At 46.9% G+C, this 15,626-nt stretch carries 17 protein-coding genes, 1 tRNA gene and 1 pseudogene; 12 read left to right on the top strand and 7 right to left on the bottom strand.

Going from position 1 to position 15,626, the window contains the following annotated elements:
• The first annotated feature begins 108 nt into the window (after nt 1-108).
• Nucleotides 109-195, top strand: a tRNA-Leu gene (locus tag K7P76_RS27670).
• A 2-nt stretch (nt 196-197) separates the two neighbouring features.
• Here the strand turns inward: K7P76_RS27670 and K7P76_RS27665 are convergent.
• Entirely contained in the window at nt 198-590 is a 393-nt protein-coding gene (locus K7P76_RS27665; protein ID WP_349403230.1) for a site-specific integrase, read from the bottom strand.
• A 58-nt stretch (nt 591-648) separates the two neighbouring features.
• Here K7P76_RS27665 and K7P76_RS27660 point away from each other — a divergent pair, with 58 nt between their 5' ends.
• The 5 genes from K7P76_RS27660 (at nt 649) to K7P76_RS27640 (ending at nt 4,844) form a co-directional block, all read left to right on the top strand.
• On the top strand, nt 649-858 hold the full coding sequence (locus K7P76_RS27660) for an adenylyltransferase/cytidyltransferase family protein (RefSeq protein ID WP_232189317.1): 210 nt from the start codon (nt 649-651) through the stop codon (nt 856-858).
• 358 nt (nt 859-1,216) lie between these two features.
• Entirely contained in the window at nt 1,217-1,417 is a 201-nt protein-coding gene (locus K7P76_RS27655) for a hypothetical protein (RefSeq protein ID WP_232189316.1), read from the top strand.
• A gap of 385 nt (nt 1,418-1,802) precedes the next feature.
• Nucleotides 1,803-2,258: an ester cyclase gene (locus K7P76_RS27650; RefSeq protein ID WP_232189315.1), complete on the top strand. Its 456-nt coding sequence runs from the start codon at nt 1,803-1,805 to the stop codon at nt 2,256-2,258.
• Between the two features lie 565 nt (nt 2,259-2,823).
• Complete coding sequence (locus K7P76_RS27645) at nt 2,824-4,284, top strand: DNA-3-methyladenine glycosylase 2 (RefSeq protein WP_232189314.1); 1,461 nt, start codon at nt 2,824-2,826, stop codon at nt 4,282-4,284.
• The gene (locus K7P76_RS27640) at nt 4,242-4,844 is read left to right on the top strand and encodes a methylated-DNA--[protein]-cysteine S-methyltransferase (protein ID WP_444880220.1); all 603 of its coding nucleotides are present in this window, start codon (nt 4,242-4,244) and stop codon (nt 4,842-4,844) included. Before K7P76_RS27645 ends, K7P76_RS27640 begins: the two co-directional genes overlap by 43 nt.
• A gap of 455 nt (nt 4,845-5,299) precedes the next feature.
• On the opposite strand, the gene K7P76_RS27635 is transcribed toward K7P76_RS27640, so the two are convergent.
• The 3 genes from K7P76_RS27635 to K7P76_RS27625 are packed head-to-tail and all read right to left on the bottom strand — an operon-like array spanning nt 5,300 to nt 6,714.
• The gene (locus tag K7P76_RS27635) at nt 5,300-5,785 is read right to left on the bottom strand and encodes a UCP014422 family protein (RefSeq protein ID WP_232189312.1); all 486 of its coding nucleotides are present in this window, start codon (nt 5,783-5,785) and stop codon (nt 5,300-5,302) included.
• A gap of 51 nt (nt 5,786-5,836) precedes the next feature.
• Nucleotides 5,837-6,409, bottom strand: a complete 573-nt coding sequence (locus K7P76_RS27630; protein WP_232189311.1) for a type 1 periplasmic-binding domain-containing protein — start codon at nt 6,407-6,409, stop codon at nt 5,837-5,839.
• A gap of 5 nt (nt 6,410-6,414) precedes the next feature.
• Entirely contained in the window at nt 6,415-6,714 is a 300-nt protein-coding gene (locus K7P76_RS27625; RefSeq protein WP_232189310.1) for an Ada metal-binding domain-containing protein, read from the bottom strand.
• 294 nt (nt 6,715-7,008) lie between these two features.
• Between K7P76_RS27625 and K7P76_RS27620 the strand changes: the two genes are divergently transcribed.
• The 6 genes and pseudogenes from K7P76_RS27620 (at nt 7,009) to K7P76_RS27595 (ending at nt 10,492) form a co-directional block, all read left to right on the top strand.
• A complete protein-coding gene (locus tag K7P76_RS27620) occupies nt 7,009-7,605 on the top strand; it encodes a bifunctional transcriptional activator/DNA repair enzyme AdaA (RefSeq protein WP_232189423.1) in 597 nt (198 codons plus the stop codon).
• Nucleotides 7,589-8,137 (top strand): methylated-DNA--[protein]-cysteine S-methyltransferase, encoded by a 549-nt coding sequence (locus K7P76_RS27615; RefSeq protein ID WP_232189309.1) that lies wholly within the window; start codon nt 7,589-7,591, stop codon nt 8,135-8,137. Before K7P76_RS27620 ends, K7P76_RS27615 begins: the two co-directional genes overlap by 17 nt.
• Nucleotides 8,130-8,843 carry a 2OG-Fe(II) oxygenase gene (locus K7P76_RS27610; RefSeq protein WP_232189308.1) on the top strand — a complete coding sequence of 238 codons (714 nt, stop codon included), beginning with the start codon at nt 8,130-8,132 and terminating at the stop codon, nt 8,841-8,843. The genes K7P76_RS27615 and K7P76_RS27610 overlap by 8 nt, the downstream gene beginning before the upstream one ends.
• Nucleotides 8,844-8,879: 36 nt before the next feature.
• Nucleotides 8,880-9,659: pseudogene (locus K7P76_RS27605) on the top strand (SPL family radical SAM protein).
• 46 nt (nt 9,660-9,705) lie between these two features.
• Nucleotides 9,706-9,999, top strand: coding sequence for a putative quinol monooxygenase (locus K7P76_RS27600; protein WP_232189307.1), 294 nt, complete (start codon nt 9,706-9,708; stop codon nt 9,997-9,999).
• 46 nt (nt 10,000-10,045) lie between these two features.
• Nucleotides 10,046-10,492, top strand: coding sequence for an FAD synthase family protein (locus K7P76_RS27595; RefSeq protein WP_232189306.1), 447 nt, complete (start codon nt 10,046-10,048; stop codon nt 10,490-10,492).
• Between the two features lie 482 nt (nt 10,493-10,974).
• Here the strand turns inward: K7P76_RS27595 and K7P76_RS27590 are convergent, their stop codons facing one another.
• The 3 genes from K7P76_RS27590 to K7P76_RS27580 are packed head-to-tail and all read right to left on the bottom strand — an operon-like array spanning nt 10,975 to nt 15,545.
• On the bottom strand, nt 10,975-12,144 hold the full coding sequence (locus K7P76_RS27590) for a glycerate kinase (RefSeq protein WP_232189305.1): 1,170 nt from the start codon (nt 12,142-12,144) through the stop codon (nt 10,975-10,977).
• Between the two features lie 13 nt (nt 12,145-12,157).
• On the bottom strand, nt 12,158-13,828 hold the full coding sequence (locus tag K7P76_RS27585; protein WP_232189304.1) for a response regulator: 1,671 nt from the start codon (nt 13,826-13,828) through the stop codon (nt 12,158-12,160).
• Complete coding sequence (locus K7P76_RS27580) at nt 13,821-15,545, bottom strand: sensor histidine kinase (RefSeq protein ID WP_232189303.1); 1,725 nt, start codon at nt 15,543-15,545, stop codon at nt 13,821-13,823. The genes K7P76_RS27585 and K7P76_RS27580 overlap by 8 nt, the downstream gene beginning before the upstream one ends.
• Nucleotides 15,546-15,626: the final 81 nt, after the last annotated feature.

Genomic DNA, 15,626 nt, shown 5'->3' with positions numbered 1-15,626 from the left:
TGTAATTCCCCGAAACCCTTGTTGTTATGCGGTTTTATCGGTCTTACTGTTTCAAGTTCTCTCCTGTAGTTCTCTCCTTTATCCGAGGTACAGGTTGAGGCAAAATGTGCGGTCATGGCGGAATTGGCAGACGCGCTGGCTTCAGGTGCCAGTGGTAGCAATACCGTGGAGGTTCGAGTCCTCTTGACCGCACCACCCTAAGAATGTACAAGCTCTTGAACTTGTCCTCGTGACGGTTCAGGAGCTCTTTGTTTGATTGGAATTTGCAATGTGTTGCTCATGACTTGCGCCGACGAAACCTTGGAGCTGTAATCCAAATGGGCATAAATGTTAGCCGTTGTGGAGTAGTGACTATGCCCTAACCACTCTTGAATTTCTTTCAGGCTGACCCCATTTGCAAGCAACAAACTTGCACAACTGTGACGAAGATCGTGGAAACGAATATGCCTAAGCCCGTACTTTTCAAGAACAATCGGAAAATGTTGTGTGATATATCCCGGTCTGATTCGATCTCCAAGTTTGTTCACGTAGATGTACTCCTCATAGTTGTAGCAATAGGTCATATACTTGCAATTACCAGAACTAAGCATGTGGTGGGAGGGATGATAAAAACAATGTGTTATCGGCAACACTGCAGGCGTATTTGATATGTTTCATATCGGACACCTGAATTTACTTGCAGAAGCGCGCAAACACTACGATAGGTTGATTGTTGGAGTTACAACTGACGAACTTTCATTAAGTTACAAGGGCAAGACACCCATCATTCCATATGCTGAACGCGCATCTATTGTAGGTGCTATTCGCTTCGTCGATGAGACACGGATAAAGAGTATCATATTCGTTTCGGAGTGGTGATGTTTCTTCATTATTATTTGGATGAATTATACCTTCATAAGGTTCTTCAAATATTGAACGATGTTCGGCATGAGGGCTATTACGCCAAAATGGCCGTTGCATGAGCGATTTCAATCGCTTTTATTAAGCTCCCTGAACCTACATAAGCACTTTTGAATCACAATAAATTGAACGATATGACCTACAATAAAGCATTACAAAAAATAGTGGAATCTTACCGCGTAGATACAGATACCAAAGAGATGATTCGGAACATGAAACGTTAAGAGCGGTTGATTTTCGATATCTTGCTGTTATATCCCCCAAAATGCTACAAAGGCTTTTTTAGGGGATATACTAATTACGGTGGTGAGGAAGAATGGAGAAGCAGTCGAACACACTTGTTGTCCAACATATTTTTCTACGATGTTGGAATGAAACTGATGAACCTGAAATGCCAGAAGAAATTGAAATCCCTGAAATTCCTGATGAACCTGAAATGCCAGAAGAAATTGAAATCCCTGAAATTCCTGAAATACTCGATGAACCCGAGATACCCGAGTTTTTTGATGCTGCTTAGTCTACGTTTCAACGAAGACATCATAATAAATGGAGGAGATCATTCATATGTCGAATAATAATTAAACGATAAGCTGGACGCTACTTAGCCAAGGGGAATGGAATTTATTTATCGCTGCTACAGAGGCGGGCCTGTGTTTTGTCGGCTCCAATAATCACGCCTATGAAGAACTAGAGAAATTTCCACAACGTATATCAAAGTAGGGCAGTGGCTATTGGAAGTAAAATTTAGGGAGTAACTACATGAGTAGAGAAAAAGCTAATAGAATGTATTTGTATAAAAACCATGTCCTAAAACGGCGAGCAATGCATTGTCGAGTGTGATACCGTATTCAATGTAACGTTACACGTATCAAATGAAGATTCAACTAACAGGAGGGCAAACAATGAGTAAAGAAGAAGATAACAAGGCTGTCGTCGTTCGCTGGTTCACCGAATTCTGGGGGAAAGATGTCAATCTCGACGTCGTCGACGAGATCGCTCATCCGGATATGCTTCTGCAGTATTCTTTACACGAGCCGCGCCGTGGCCGGGAAGACATCAAGGCCTTCATGACCGACTTTCGTGCTGCGTTCCCCGATCTCAATTTCTGGGGCACCGCTGATCTGATCGCCGAAGGCGATTACGTCGTCGGCCAGTGGGAAGGCGGCGGCACCCATACCGGTGCGGCTTGGGACGATCTTCTGCCTGGCTACGAGGGCCTTCCCGCTGCCACCGGCCTCAAGATGCACTTCACCGGCAAGACCGTGCTGAAAGTCGTCGACGGCCTGATCGTGGAAGAGAATGGCCTGGATGATGGCCTGACGGCCATGATGCAGCTCGGCCTGATCAAGAAGGCTTAATCCAAACTGCACACAGCCTGCTGAAAGGTAGACGCTCTCCGATGGGAGGATTGAGGAGGCTCGCACGAACCCCGGTGCGAGCCTCTTTTGTTTTATCAGCGCAGTAGTCTCAGAAAATGTTGATTTCAAAGACCGGATTCGGAACGTTGAAAACATAGCTCGAAGGTAATTTCTTCTCATTGAATTCTACAAACGAGACAAGGAATGCTGCCATGATCCGCATCGGTTACGCCCCGGGGGCTTACGATCTCTTCCATATTGGCCACTGAACCTATTACGCCGTGCCAAGGAACAATGCGACTACTTGATTGCCGACGTAGTGTCGGATGATGTACTGATCGAGCACAAAGGTGTGAAAGACTACTACAGGTTTGGCAGTAGGCAGTAATTGTAAACAGTGGGGTATCACTGCTTATCCAACCACAGGACGAAGCGTGGATGTCGTTTTTAATATCGCATTAGTGTTTTTCAAAAATCAATTATACAAAAAACATGTCCGAAAACAGCCAGACACTTTCAGGGGACATAGTATAATTAAGCTAAGGTCAGTTTGGGAGACGAAAAAATGTTGAAAAATGTTAGTGGCTTATATGCGGCATTTAAGGCAAAAGACTCACGCTTTGATGGGCGCTTTTTTGTAGGTGTTTCGTCCACGGGAATATATTGTCGCCCGGTGTGCCGTGCAAAGCAGCCAAAGCCTGAAAACTGTACTTTTTATTCCACAGCAGCGGAAGCCGAACAGGCTGGTTTTCGCCCTTGCCTTTTGTGTAGACCAGAACTTGCTCCCGGTAGTTCAGTTACCGACGCCACTGCTAATTTGGTTTACCGAGCAGCCAGAATGCTAGAAGAAAATTGCGGGAACGTACAAAGTTTAGATGAATTTGCTGGACGGCTTGGATGTACCGACCGACATTTGCGGCGCGTATTTACGGCAGAATATAATGTGTCGCCAGTTCAATATCTACAAACATGCAGATTGCTTCTTGCTAAAAACCTACTTACAGATACTGACTTGTCGGTACTTGATGTTGCAATGGCCGCTGGTTTTGGCAGCTTACGCCGTTTCAATGATCTTTTCAAAAAACAATATAACCTTTCGCCCACAGCATTACGGAAGCGGACTTCGAAAGAAAAGAAACATAATAGCGACGTGACTTTAGCGTTGGGTTACCGTCCGCCTTATCGGTGGGAAGAAATATTGAACTTTCTCGCCGGACGTGCAATTGCCGGGGTTGATACAGTGAAAAATGGTGAATACATGCGTACGGTGCATTTGGTAAATGCGGAGGGAAAGCATGTATATGGGTGGATACGAGTAGGTCACAAATCCTCAAATAATGCGCTGATCGTCACAGTGAATGAAACTTTGCTGCCTGTATTGCCGCTAGTTTTAGCGCGGGTACGTCATCTGTTTGATTTATATTGTGACCCAGACGCGGTGTATCAAATGCTTTCATCAATGAACAATATACGTCCCGGTCTTTGTGTGTTAGGAATTCGCTTACCAGGTTGTTTCAATGCTTTTGAAATGGCGGTACGGGCGGTGCTTGGACAACAAATCACCGTAAAAGCGGCAAGCACATTGGCTGCAAGAATTGTTAATACTTACGGTACGCCAATTCAAACCGGTATAGAGGGCTTGACCCATGTTTTTCCCTCACCTGAAGATATACTTGCTTTGGATGGGCCTATTGAAAATCACCTTGGCCCGTTAGGCGTGATTGCGGCACAATCAAGAATTATTTATGATCTAGCACGGGCAATAGTGCAAAGAGAAATTGATTTTGGCCTTAGCGCCCAGCCAGAAGAAGCAATAAAAAAATTGATGACAATTCGCGGTGTTGGAAGCTGGACAGCACAGTATATTGCTATGCATACGATGGAATGGCCTGACGCTTTCCTTGAAACGGACGTTGGCGTAAAAAAGGCACTTGGAACTTACACATCTAAAGAACTATTAGAAATAGCAGAAGCATGGCGGCCGTGGCGCAGTTACGCTACAATCAATCTTTGGAACGCGCTGTAAAGGAGGATAAAATGTATTATTCAACAAATTATTCGTCGCCCGTAGGAACGATTACGCTTGCATGTAACAGTGACAACCTTGTTGGTTTATGGTTAGAGGGGCAAAAATATCACGGTGGTACCATACCCGACGAAATGATAGAGAATAACGATATGCCATTATTTGACGCTGCAAAAAAATGGTTAGACAAATATTTTGCAGGTGAGAAACCTGCCATTTCTGATCTGCCTTTATCCCCCATTGGAGGCGCGTTTCGTATGGCTGTATGGGATATCTTATGTGAAATTCCATACGGTGAATATATCACGTATGGCGATATTGCAAAGGCTGTGGCTGTGCAAATGGGCAAAGCAAGCATGTCCAGTCAAGCAGTTGGCGGAGCAGTAGGGCATAATCCCATCTCTATTATTATTCCCTGTCATCGAGTTGTAGGGGCAAATGGCAGCTTGACAGGGTATGCCGGAGGCATCAATAAAAAAATCAAGTTGCTTGAACACGAAGGTGTAGATATGTCCCCGTTATTTGTACCTACCAAGGGCGCAGTTGTTTGCTCCAGCTAAAATTTGTCGATGGTAGTGGAGCAGGGCTGATTCAAGTGTCGTTCTCTCCGAGTTCTCTCAAACGTCCAAATTTGCTCACTTTTTGATGATTTCCCGAGACGCCATATGGCACTAGGGAAAGGCGGTCTGAAACGCCGGAATCCCTAGATTATATAGGGTTTTTGCGGTTTTTTGGTTCCACCAAAGGGACATGATTTCCGCTTGGTTCCCTTTAGCGTGCGCGATTCAGGTCAGTGTGGGCTAATCACCCGTGGAGGTTCGAGTCCTCTCGACCGCACCATACCTACAAACGAAACTCTTCTTCTGAAGGGTTTTTAACTCCTGTAAGCGGATGACCTCAAGGCCGTTCCGATCCGGGAGGGGAGGTCACCCTTCGCTGCTCTTTTGCTTGAAAAAATCACTGTTCAATGATACAAGAACGAACCTTCTTTTATGAAACGATCCTATTGGAAGGATTACTCACTTTGTCGTGCAGCTTCGAGTGGCTGTGGCGGACGGGTTGAGCTTCTTTTCGTTTTGATGTCTAATTCCTTTAATTCGCCATACACTTTTTCAATTTTATCTTGAATCAAAGTGCAGTCGATACCTTTCTGCTGAAGTTCTTCTAAAATGACAGAAACAGCAGCCGCATAGTCTGCTTTATGTTTGGCATTTAGTTTTTTCCAATTGATCCCCTTGAAATGCTCTGCCATTGTTGCATGAAAAGACAGTCTACCTTGAATCATTAAAACTGCAATGATCGGGTAACCAGGATATCCTTGCCAGTAGGATGCACTATCATTAGAAGAATATACTTCATCTTCCCATTGTACCGTGTATGTTTTTGTATGATCGGATGAAAATACCTTAGCTGAATTCCCTTCAATTACTACCCTTCCATCTGCAATAGCGCTGCACGCTTCGTGAATTTTTTCTATCGGAGGCATTTTTGTTAAAGCCATTATTCAGTCACCTTCTACGTATAATTTACATTTGATATGCAGTTTCTTTTTTCATGTTTTGTTCATATCAGAGGAATAAGAGATCAACTGCTCATTTTCAATAAGCCACATGTTTCCATCGGACCATACACCGCGCATCCCTTCAAGTGTTTCTCCTCCGACACATCGAATTATTCGAGAATCAGCTAATGATGCAAATCCGTAGGTTCGTCGAGGGTCCCAACTAGTACTGTGTCTTAAACGCCGGCTCATTTGCGCCCAACCCAGAAGAGCTCCAGTAACGATCCAACCATCCGGTTTTAACTCTGTAAATCGGTTCGCCGGTCGCAGCCAAGAAGCTGCTTCTTCAGGCCAACTCACCATAGCCAGTACTACGCCTCCCGTGTTGCTGCCTCCTCCGCGGGCTTCCCAGTGCCTAGCAAAAACTTGAGCAGCCTCAACCGAGGCTATTTCCCGTCCGTGACCGATGACTATCGTCTCAATGGGCGGATAACTGCTCGTAATCAGACTCATTAAAGCTGATATTTCATTGTCTGTATGTGCCTCAGGCGGACCGATAATCCGCAGTTCCTTCACCATCTCTACATTCATCAACGGAGAGGAAAAACGTTGGAATGTACCCATATACTTCAACTCTCCTTTGTTTGTGCCGCTTTCCAGCTAGCATATCGTTTCGGTAAACAGACTGCACAAGGCCGGTATCCTGCGGCTACAGCTATTTCTTCATTTTCAAAAAATACGCGATATTTTACATATCCTCCTATAGCTATGGCCCGAAGTGCAGAGGGACAGTCTAGGCGACCATAAATGTTATTTCGTCGATAGCCTCCCAAAGTTCCCTTGGTTCTGCTTTGATAGGGGCGACGATCAGCGCCTAATAGTGTGTAGGAAGAATGATTTATGTTGTCCTTAATGTCGTCTGTACACATGTAAAATCCTCATTTCAACTTGGTCATTTGTACAAAAAATCAAGTTGGTTAAACACACATCTCCTCTGAGTAGATAAAACCTGCTATCGGGCTGCATTACAATTCAATACTTTCCTCAAATTAGTTGTAACACAAACCGGAATTAAACAATTTCGTTATCATGCTGTTATATTCGAGAATACGTACAAGAGCTTATTGTTGTGGTTATACTGATCGTGGAGGTGAACGGAATTGGAGAAGCAAACAAAACAGGAAACGGAAAAGTTATTCCGCAACCTAGACGATTCGGTCAACATGCAAAACCCGGAAACTTTGACGGATGAAAAATGGCAAGCCATTATCAACAATGACGCTGCTTACGATGGTCAATTCTTCTATGCAGTAAAGACCACAGGTATCTTTTGCCGGCCTTCATGCAAATCCAGGCCACCAAAAAAAGAAAACATTGATTTATTTCGAACCAGCAATCAAGCATTGTCCGCCAAATTTCGCCCATGCAAACGATGTAAACCGACCGGACAACGTTTGCCTGATGATGAGTGGGTGGCTTTGGTGACAGATTACATCGACAGGAATTACATGGAGACGTTGACCCTGGAAACTCTCGCAACTATCTCTCACGGCAGTCCGTATCATCTGCATCGAACATTTAAGAGAGTCAAAAATATGACTCCGGTCGAGTATATTCAACAAGTACGGGTCGAAAAGGCTAAGGCGCAATTGTTATCATCCAATAGGCCTATTTCAGAGGTTGGCATAAGCGTCGGTATGCCAAGTACGCCCTATTTTATAACCCTATTTAAGAAAATGGCTGGGCAAACTCCGTCAAGCTACCGCCAATTACAAAATCAAACCAAAATGGAGGTTTTCGATCATGAGAAACAACAATAATTCACCGATCTTTTGGACACAACTTTCACATAAGGATTGGAACATAAATATTGCGGCTACATCCAATGGCCTTTGTTACGTGGGTTCTCAAAATATGCCTATGGATGAGTTGGCAGATTGGGCAAAAGCCCATTTTCCTGGATGTACATTGATTGAGGATGGCGAGAAACTGAAGCCCTATGCCAATGAGCTCATCGAATATTTCCAGGGCAAACGCAAAAGCTTTACGATCCCATTCGATTTTCACGGAACGCCGTTTCAACTCGACGTGTGGAAAGCGCTCTGCGAAATCCCTTACGGACAAACGAAATCATATTCGGATATCGCCAATCAGATCCAAAAACCGAGCGCTGTGCGCGCTGTAGGCTCTGCTATTGGTGCAAATCCTGTATTGATTACGGTTCCATGCCATCGCGTAATCGGTAAAAACGGGGCTTTAACCGGCTATCGTGGAGGCATGGAGATGAAAACGAAATTGTTGGAACTGGAACAAGACAGTGCTCTTCTGGGGGGAGGCTTACATTATGCCTGAGAGCCTCTCGTTAAGCGTAGATAATTTGGATTGGAATTTCATCCAGCAAATGCTGGACGAACATGGTTATGCTAAACTGCCTAGTTTGCTAAACAAAACCGAATGTCAAGAGATCGTCAGCACTTATGAGGAAGAAGGTCTCTTTCGAACGACCATCGACATGGCTCGGTATCGCTTTGGGATGGGGGAGTACAAATATTACAATGCCCCCCTTCCATCTTTGTTGCAGCAGTTGCGCGAAGGGTTGTATCCGGAGCTTGCTATAACAGCGAATCGCTGGCTGGAACAATTAGGTCACGATGCTTCTTATCCGGCAACACTGGAGGAATTCCTCGATCAATGTCATCAAGAAGGACAGAACCGTCCTACCCCATTGATCCTGAAATATGAAGCAGGGGGATACAATTGCTTGCATCAGGATTTGTATGGGAAAGTATTCTTCCCCTTTCAGGTCGTATTCGCTCTCAATCAAAGAGAAGAGGATTTCACGGGTGGTGAATTCTTATTGGTAGAGCAGCGACCACGGGCGCAAAGCCGTGGGCATGTCATTACCTTGAATCAAGGGGAAGGTCTAATTTTTCCAACCAACCATCGTCCCGTATTAGGAACGCGTGGTTATTATAGAACGACGCTTAGACACGGTGTAAATACTGTAACTACAGGTACAAGATACAGTTTGGGTATTATTTTTCACGATGCGAAATAGAAACTTAATCCTAAATACAAATATCCAAAAACCCTTTTGAATAAAGGGATCGGCTTTCTTTCGGGGTATAGTCATTCACTTAATCCATATACGGGTTGCTCATTTGCTTGTTCTTACTGTTATGTACGACAAATGCCGGTCTCCACATTCCGCGACGCAGAGTGGGGAACATGGGTTGATATCAAGAAAGAGGCTGCATCGGTTTTTCAGAAAGAATATCAAAAAGCTAAGACCAAAGGACCTATTACTATCTTCATGTCATCGAGCACCGATCCATACCAGCCTATAGAGAACAAAGAACAAATTACTCGGTCAATACTAGAAATCATGTCGTACGATCCACCTGATTTTTTGTTTGTGCAGACACGAAGTCCCCTTGTTCGACGTGATATTGATCTTCTATTGCGACTAGGAAGGCATGTTCGTGTTAGTATGACAGTTGAAACCGACCTGGAAGAAATCAGGAGGCATTTTTCGCCCTATGCCCCTCCAATAGCAGCCAGATTAAAAACCCTTCAATTGTTGGCTGAAGCAGGTGTGCCGACGCAGGCAACCATTGCGCCTATGTTGCCAAGCAGCGAAAAGTAAGCAGAAATGTTAAGCCAACTGGTTAATCGTGTATGCATAGACGACTATTATATGGGAGATGGCAGCGGAGGAAGACGTATACGGAATTTAGGTATTGAGGCTTTGTATAAACAACTTGGTTTGGAGGAATGGTATACGCCTTCCGCTTATCGTAAGGTCTATGAACGTTTAAAATATTATTTTTCTGAGGACCAAATATTTATTAGCCAACAAGGATTTGAACCTTAGAGTTCAGCCATTATAAAAATGAGCACATACATAGGGAGATGTAAAAATGATCGAACTGAATGTTTTAATTCATATTAAGCAGTATCGAGAAGAAGATTATTTACGGAATGTTGACAAGCACATTGAAAATTCGCATTGCAGCATTTGTCACGACATTTTCAAGAGGACCTATGATCCGCGAAAATTTGTTACAATCGAATACCGACCGGATGATGAGGTAATTATTAAGCATTACGAGAGCGAGCATTTCCAATTATTTTTAAGGGAACTAGATGAGGTTTTAGAAGAACCAATAGATTTTAAGAAATACATTTATAATAGCGCCGGTTCTGATAAATGATATTTAATGTATATAAGTGGTAAGACCGGCCTGAAAGGATAATATTATGACCGTAATCGGTTACACTGCCGGAGTCTTTGATCTCTTTCACATCGGTCACCTGACCTTTCTCGAAGAAGCGAGTAAGCATTGTGATAAGCTCGTGGTCGGAGTTACGACTGATGAACTGTCTCTAAGATACAAAAACAAAACCCCCGTTATCCCGTACTCTGAGCGGGCGGCGATTGTGGGTTCCCTTCGCTTCGTCAACGAAGTAATTCCGCAACACGAAATGAATCGCTATTCGGTCTGGGAAGATCGAAGATTTCATGTGACATTAGTTGGTGACGATTGGAAGGGAAGTCTACTCTGGAACAGCTATGAGGAACAGTTCGCCAAATTAGGAGTGTCTATTGTTTACCTTCCGTACACTCAGCATATTTCCAGTACTCTCTTGCGCTCTGTTTTGCACAATCTCTCGCATGATCCAACAAATGGTAAGAAAACGTCGTAGAAGGCTAATTCAAGTTCAGATTCCCTTCAATCGCAGAATGACCTCAGAAATCCAAACAGCGACAGCCTTGGACAAGAAATAAAGTCCTAGACTGGCGCTGTCACTATATCGAACGCTATCGTAATCCGCAAACTGAAAGGCAGTGCTACAGTCTTTCTCATTGAGGTTTTGACAGCAGCCGCGCAGCTACACAGTTCACTGCAAAATCCCTCCACCTTGAAGCACAGTTTCGCGAATCGTCTGAATAACCTCCTCGCTGCGTGTTAGAATTGCAGGAATTGTACAATAAGTGGTCCATATTCGGCGGCGTCAGATATAAACCATACTTCAACGCTAATAGCAATGCAGCTTTGCCAAGCTCGATAAGTGACGGCTTATCCAGTTCCAACTGAAGCCCGGTTGCTATGGACAACACCGCTACCTGCACTGCGTGAAAAAACGTTTACTCGATATTTCCGTTTTTGTCCGGACTTGACGCCGCTTCAACGGCTCTGGCCTGCCGCGAACAAACGCGCGACGTTCCCCGCGGCTCGCTCCAGCAGAGCTTCGGCTCCGTTCATCGCTTCACGAAGCTCCATAGGCTTGTCCGGGAGACCGAAGATAGCGGTTATCCTTTCTCCATATAGCCCCTCCGCTCCGGGACCGATGCCGCCGCTCAGGACAACAACCGGCACGCCGCAGCGGCGGGCGAGACGGGCTACGCCGACCGGCACTTTGCCGTTCAGCGTCTGATTGTCCGTCCGCCCTTCGCCGGTCAGGACGAGATCGGCGCCGGCGATCGCCGCTTCCAGATTCGTCAGCTCCGCCAGCAGGCCGAAGCCGGGTTTCAGCGCGGCGCCCAGAAGCGCGGCCAATCCGGCGCCCGTGCCTCCGGCTGCGCCCCCTCCGGGCAGGCTGCGGTATTCATCGCTGCCGGTCGTCGCCTCTAGGACGTCGGCGAAGCGCTCCAGCGCATGGTCGAGCTGCGCGACTTGCCTGGTGTCGGCTCCCTTCTGCGGTCCATAGACGGCTGCCGCGCCTTCCGGTCCGCATAGCGGGTTCGTCACGTCGCAGCAGAGAGTGACGGCTACCTCGGCCAGCCGGGGATGGAGTCCTGTCCGGTCGATTCGGTCAAGCCGCAACAGCTCTGCTCCGCCCGGTCCGAGCTCGTCCCCTGACGCGTCCAAAAATCGGCAGCCCAAAGCTCGCAGCAGACCTGTACCGCCATCAGTCGTGGCGCTGCCGCCCAGACCGATCACGATTTGGCGACAGCCGCGGTCCAAGGCAGCGCGAATCAGTTCGCCCGTTCCGTGCGTGGACGCCTCAAGCGGGCGGAGATCCTCTGCCGGTAAGAGCGTCAAGCCGGATGCAGCGGCCAACTCGAAGACGGCTGTCCCGTCCGGAAGCATCGCGTATTCGGCTTCCAGCGCCGCGTTGAGCGGGCCGGATACGGCAGCGCGGAGACGCAGGCCTTCCGGAACCGCTTCCAGCACGGCGTCGACGGTCCCTTCGCCGCCATCCGCGATAGGCTTGCGTACGACGACGGCATCCGCACATGCGCTCAAGACGCCGCGTTCCATTGCCCGTGCGGCATCCTTGGCGGATAGGCTTCCTTTGAACGAATCCGGAGCCGCTACGACCCGCATAGGAATGCATCGTATGTTTTCTGTCATGGTGATTTCTCCTTCATTTCATGGACTGGCTGTTGCTCTGTTTGTACTCCAATGGGGTAACGCCAACGTTTTTCTTGAAAAATTTAGTGAAGTAAGGAACATTGTCGAAGCCGAGCTCCAGCGCGACCTCCTGGATTTTTATTCCTTCCGCGAGCAGAAGCTCCATCGCTTTGGAGATTTTCAGCATTTTTGTCCTATCGGATAAGGAAATCCCTTTCTCCGCATGGAAGAGCCGCGACAGATAAAAAGGACTAAGGTGAAACCGCTTGGCTAGATGGCTCAGCGAAATATTCCGGTTCAAATTCTCCACGATATACGCGTCTATCTGATCGATAATCTCTTTCTTCTGATCTTTTCTCTCTCCTTCCGCAAGGGACAGCAACCGATCCGCTAACCGAAGGAAATAAGTTTCTAACGCAGGCCAGTTGGCATGCTTGCCATAATGGGCGAGAGAGTCCAAGCCGGGGTCGTTTTCGATCGCACTGGTCAATTTTCTGGCGTTCATGTAGGTCAGAAACATGGCTGAGAGATGGGCGAATATTTCCAATTGAAAAGCGTAATCGAGAAAGACCGATTGTTGGGCGAGCTGAAAAAAACGGGTTAATTCCAGCCGGAAGGCAGGCCCGTTGCCGGATTCCAGCAAACTCAACAATTGATTGATATGCTTTCTCACATCCTGGGACATCCATTCCGGACCCCCGAATCGTACCTGCATATCGTCCGCTTGCTCGACGAGAATGATCTCCTCGTCGAGTCCGATTCCCCTCTGAATTAGCTCGCGCATGGAGTGATAGGCTTGGTGGATTTGCCCCCACTCGACGTCCGGCTTGGAAAGAACGAACGAGACGGGGAGACGCAAATAATGCCGGATCGACTGTTGGATTTTTTCCAGGAGCTCGTTAATATACCATTGCAGCTTAACAGGGTCTTGAATTTTCGCTTGATCCTCTTCCGGGGAATCAGGCTCATCTACCTGGATAAACCAAACGGAATATCGGCTTTCGGAGAAGGATTGAATCCGGCATATCCGGTGCAAGTACTCCTCTACGATATTGTGGACCGCATTTTGCAGCAGCAGCTTGTCTTTCGGCGAGTAGTCCTGCGGCCACCGGTCGACCCTTCCGAGCATCATGATGACAGACCGGTCGGGCAGAAGAGGGATCTGAAGCTCGCGAAGCTGCGATTCTATCGTTATTGCCGCGGGCGGTTGCGAAGTTAGCAGGCTCTCGACGAATTCCTTTTGAAGCAGATTCTGAGCTTTTTGCAACTGAATTTCCGCTCGGGCCATCACGTCGTGCGTTTGCAGTTCGGCTTCGATTTCCAAAATTCCCCGTTGAAGCGTCTCCAGAATGGTATCGTCATCCACCGGCTTCAGCAAATAATCGAACGCATCGTGGCGAAGCGCGGATTGCAAATATTCGTAGTCGGAGTAACCGGACAAAAAAATGACTTTGCAGTTCCGCCAATGCTTTTTGACCTGCTCTACAAGCTCGATGCCGTTCATTCCCGGCATCCGCACGTCCGTAATCAGAATATCGATCCGGTTCTCCTGCATAATAGCCATCGCTTCGGAAGCGGACGTCGCCTTCCATAAGAGCAGTTCATTCCGGTCCGATCTTTCCAGCATATTAAACATGGAGTCCACGATAAACGGCTCGTCGTCGACCAGCAGTACATTAAACATCGGTATCGTTCCCCTTCCTGTTAATCGTAATGGTCACGAGCAATCCCCCGGTGCCGCCCGCTTGCAGCCTAATTCCGCTTGTTTCTCCATAACGAAGCTGCAAGCGGCGATGAACGTTCCACAAGGCGTGATCGTCGGTCTCGTCCTGAGTTCGAAGCTTCCTTTCCCACTCCTGCAGCAAATTCGATTCGACCCCTTCGCCGTTGTCCTCGATTTCAATGACCAAAACCGATTCGTCGCACCGAATTCGGACGTCCACGCGCCCATCTCGGATCGTTTGCTCATGGCCGTGAACGATGGCGTTCTCTAGGAAAGGTTGAATGATGAGGCGCGGCACCTCCCATTTGTCGACAGGACCCTCAATGTCGAATTGGAATACGATGCGATCATGGAATCGGAGCTGCTGAATGGACACGTATACGGCCGCGTGCTGAATTTCTTTGTCCAGGGAAACGACATCCGACTTGTTTTGCGTGATGAATTTGAAATAATCCCCGAGATGCTTAGACATGGCGGACACGCCTTCGTAGTCTTCTTCCTGCGCCATGCGATAGAGAATATAAAGGCTGTTATAGAAAAAATGGGGGTTGATCTGCGATTGCAGCTGCTTAAGCTCGGACCTTTGGCTGCGGATCGTTTGTTCGTACACTTGCTTGACCAGAACGTTAAGCCTGATAACGGTTTGATTAAATTGGTCGTATACGTAATTGAATTCGTCCCGGGTTCGGTGCTGAAGATGAACGTCGAATTGACCGGTTTCAATTTGCCGGAAAGCTTTCAGCAGTTTGAGCATCGGCTTGTGTATAACCCTAAGTAGAGAGAGCGACACAACAAACACGACAATGACGGACAAGGCGGACAATATCCACAACCATCTCTTGAAGGGAAGCACGGGCTGCAGCACCTTTTCTTCGTCGACTAACATGACATAAGACCAATTGACGGATTTGAATCCTTCCACGAAGCGCAAATAAGACTTGTCTTGAACATGGATAACCGTTCCTTCTTCCGTGGCCTTTACTCCGGCGAGAAGCTCGCCGTTGGAATCCCTGTCGAAGGACGAGACGGTTATTGCGGGGCCATCGTCATTGCTCTTGATATAGGCGAGACCGTCTCCGATCGTATTCGGGTTTTGGATTTCCTCCCGGATTTTATCGAGGGAAATTTCAATGACCAGAAGGAAGGTACTGCTCGACAACTGAGGGAAGCCCAGATTGAAATAAACATGATTGTTCATATAACTCAATCCGGACGATGTGAACTTCTTCTGCCCGCTAAACGATTCGAATTCGGCGGGATCCATTTCCGAATAACCGTTAATGGAGGACAAGCGGCGATTATCGTGCGGCATAAGAACAAAAGCTTCTTTGATATAGCGGCTGGACGAAGCCAATGTCTTGAGCTTGGTCAGCAGATCGTTGTAAGCTTTCGTGCGTTCGTACACTTTAAGCGTTTCGGATCGGTTGCTCAGATCTTGCAAATCGGAATCGCCCAGAAATTCCAACTGCAATCGGGAGATTCGCTCGAACTCGGAATCCATGGAAGAAACGAAATAGGCGGACTTCTGTTCCATCAAGTGGAAAATTTGTTGGCGCATAATATCGACCCCGGATTTGCTCATGAAGAAAGCGATCACATAAATAGGAATCAGAATCGCCAAGAAAGTCGTCCAGAGCTTGAGGAAAATGCCATAACGTAAAGGAAACAGCGTATTCATCCCGATAGGACAACCTCCTTTTCTACATCGTACCTGCAAAAGCACGATTCGACAATCAAACGGCGCAAGAGGGCAACAAAA

This window comes from Cohnella silvisoli (assembly GCF_021190915.1).
In the GTDB taxonomy this organism is placed as follows: Bacteria; Bacillota; Bacilli; order Paenibacillales; family Paenibacillaceae; genus Cohnella; species Cohnella silvisoli.
The sequence above is the reverse complement of the archived record's forward strand: the minus strand, read 5'-3'. Positions and strand labels throughout refer to the sequence as shown.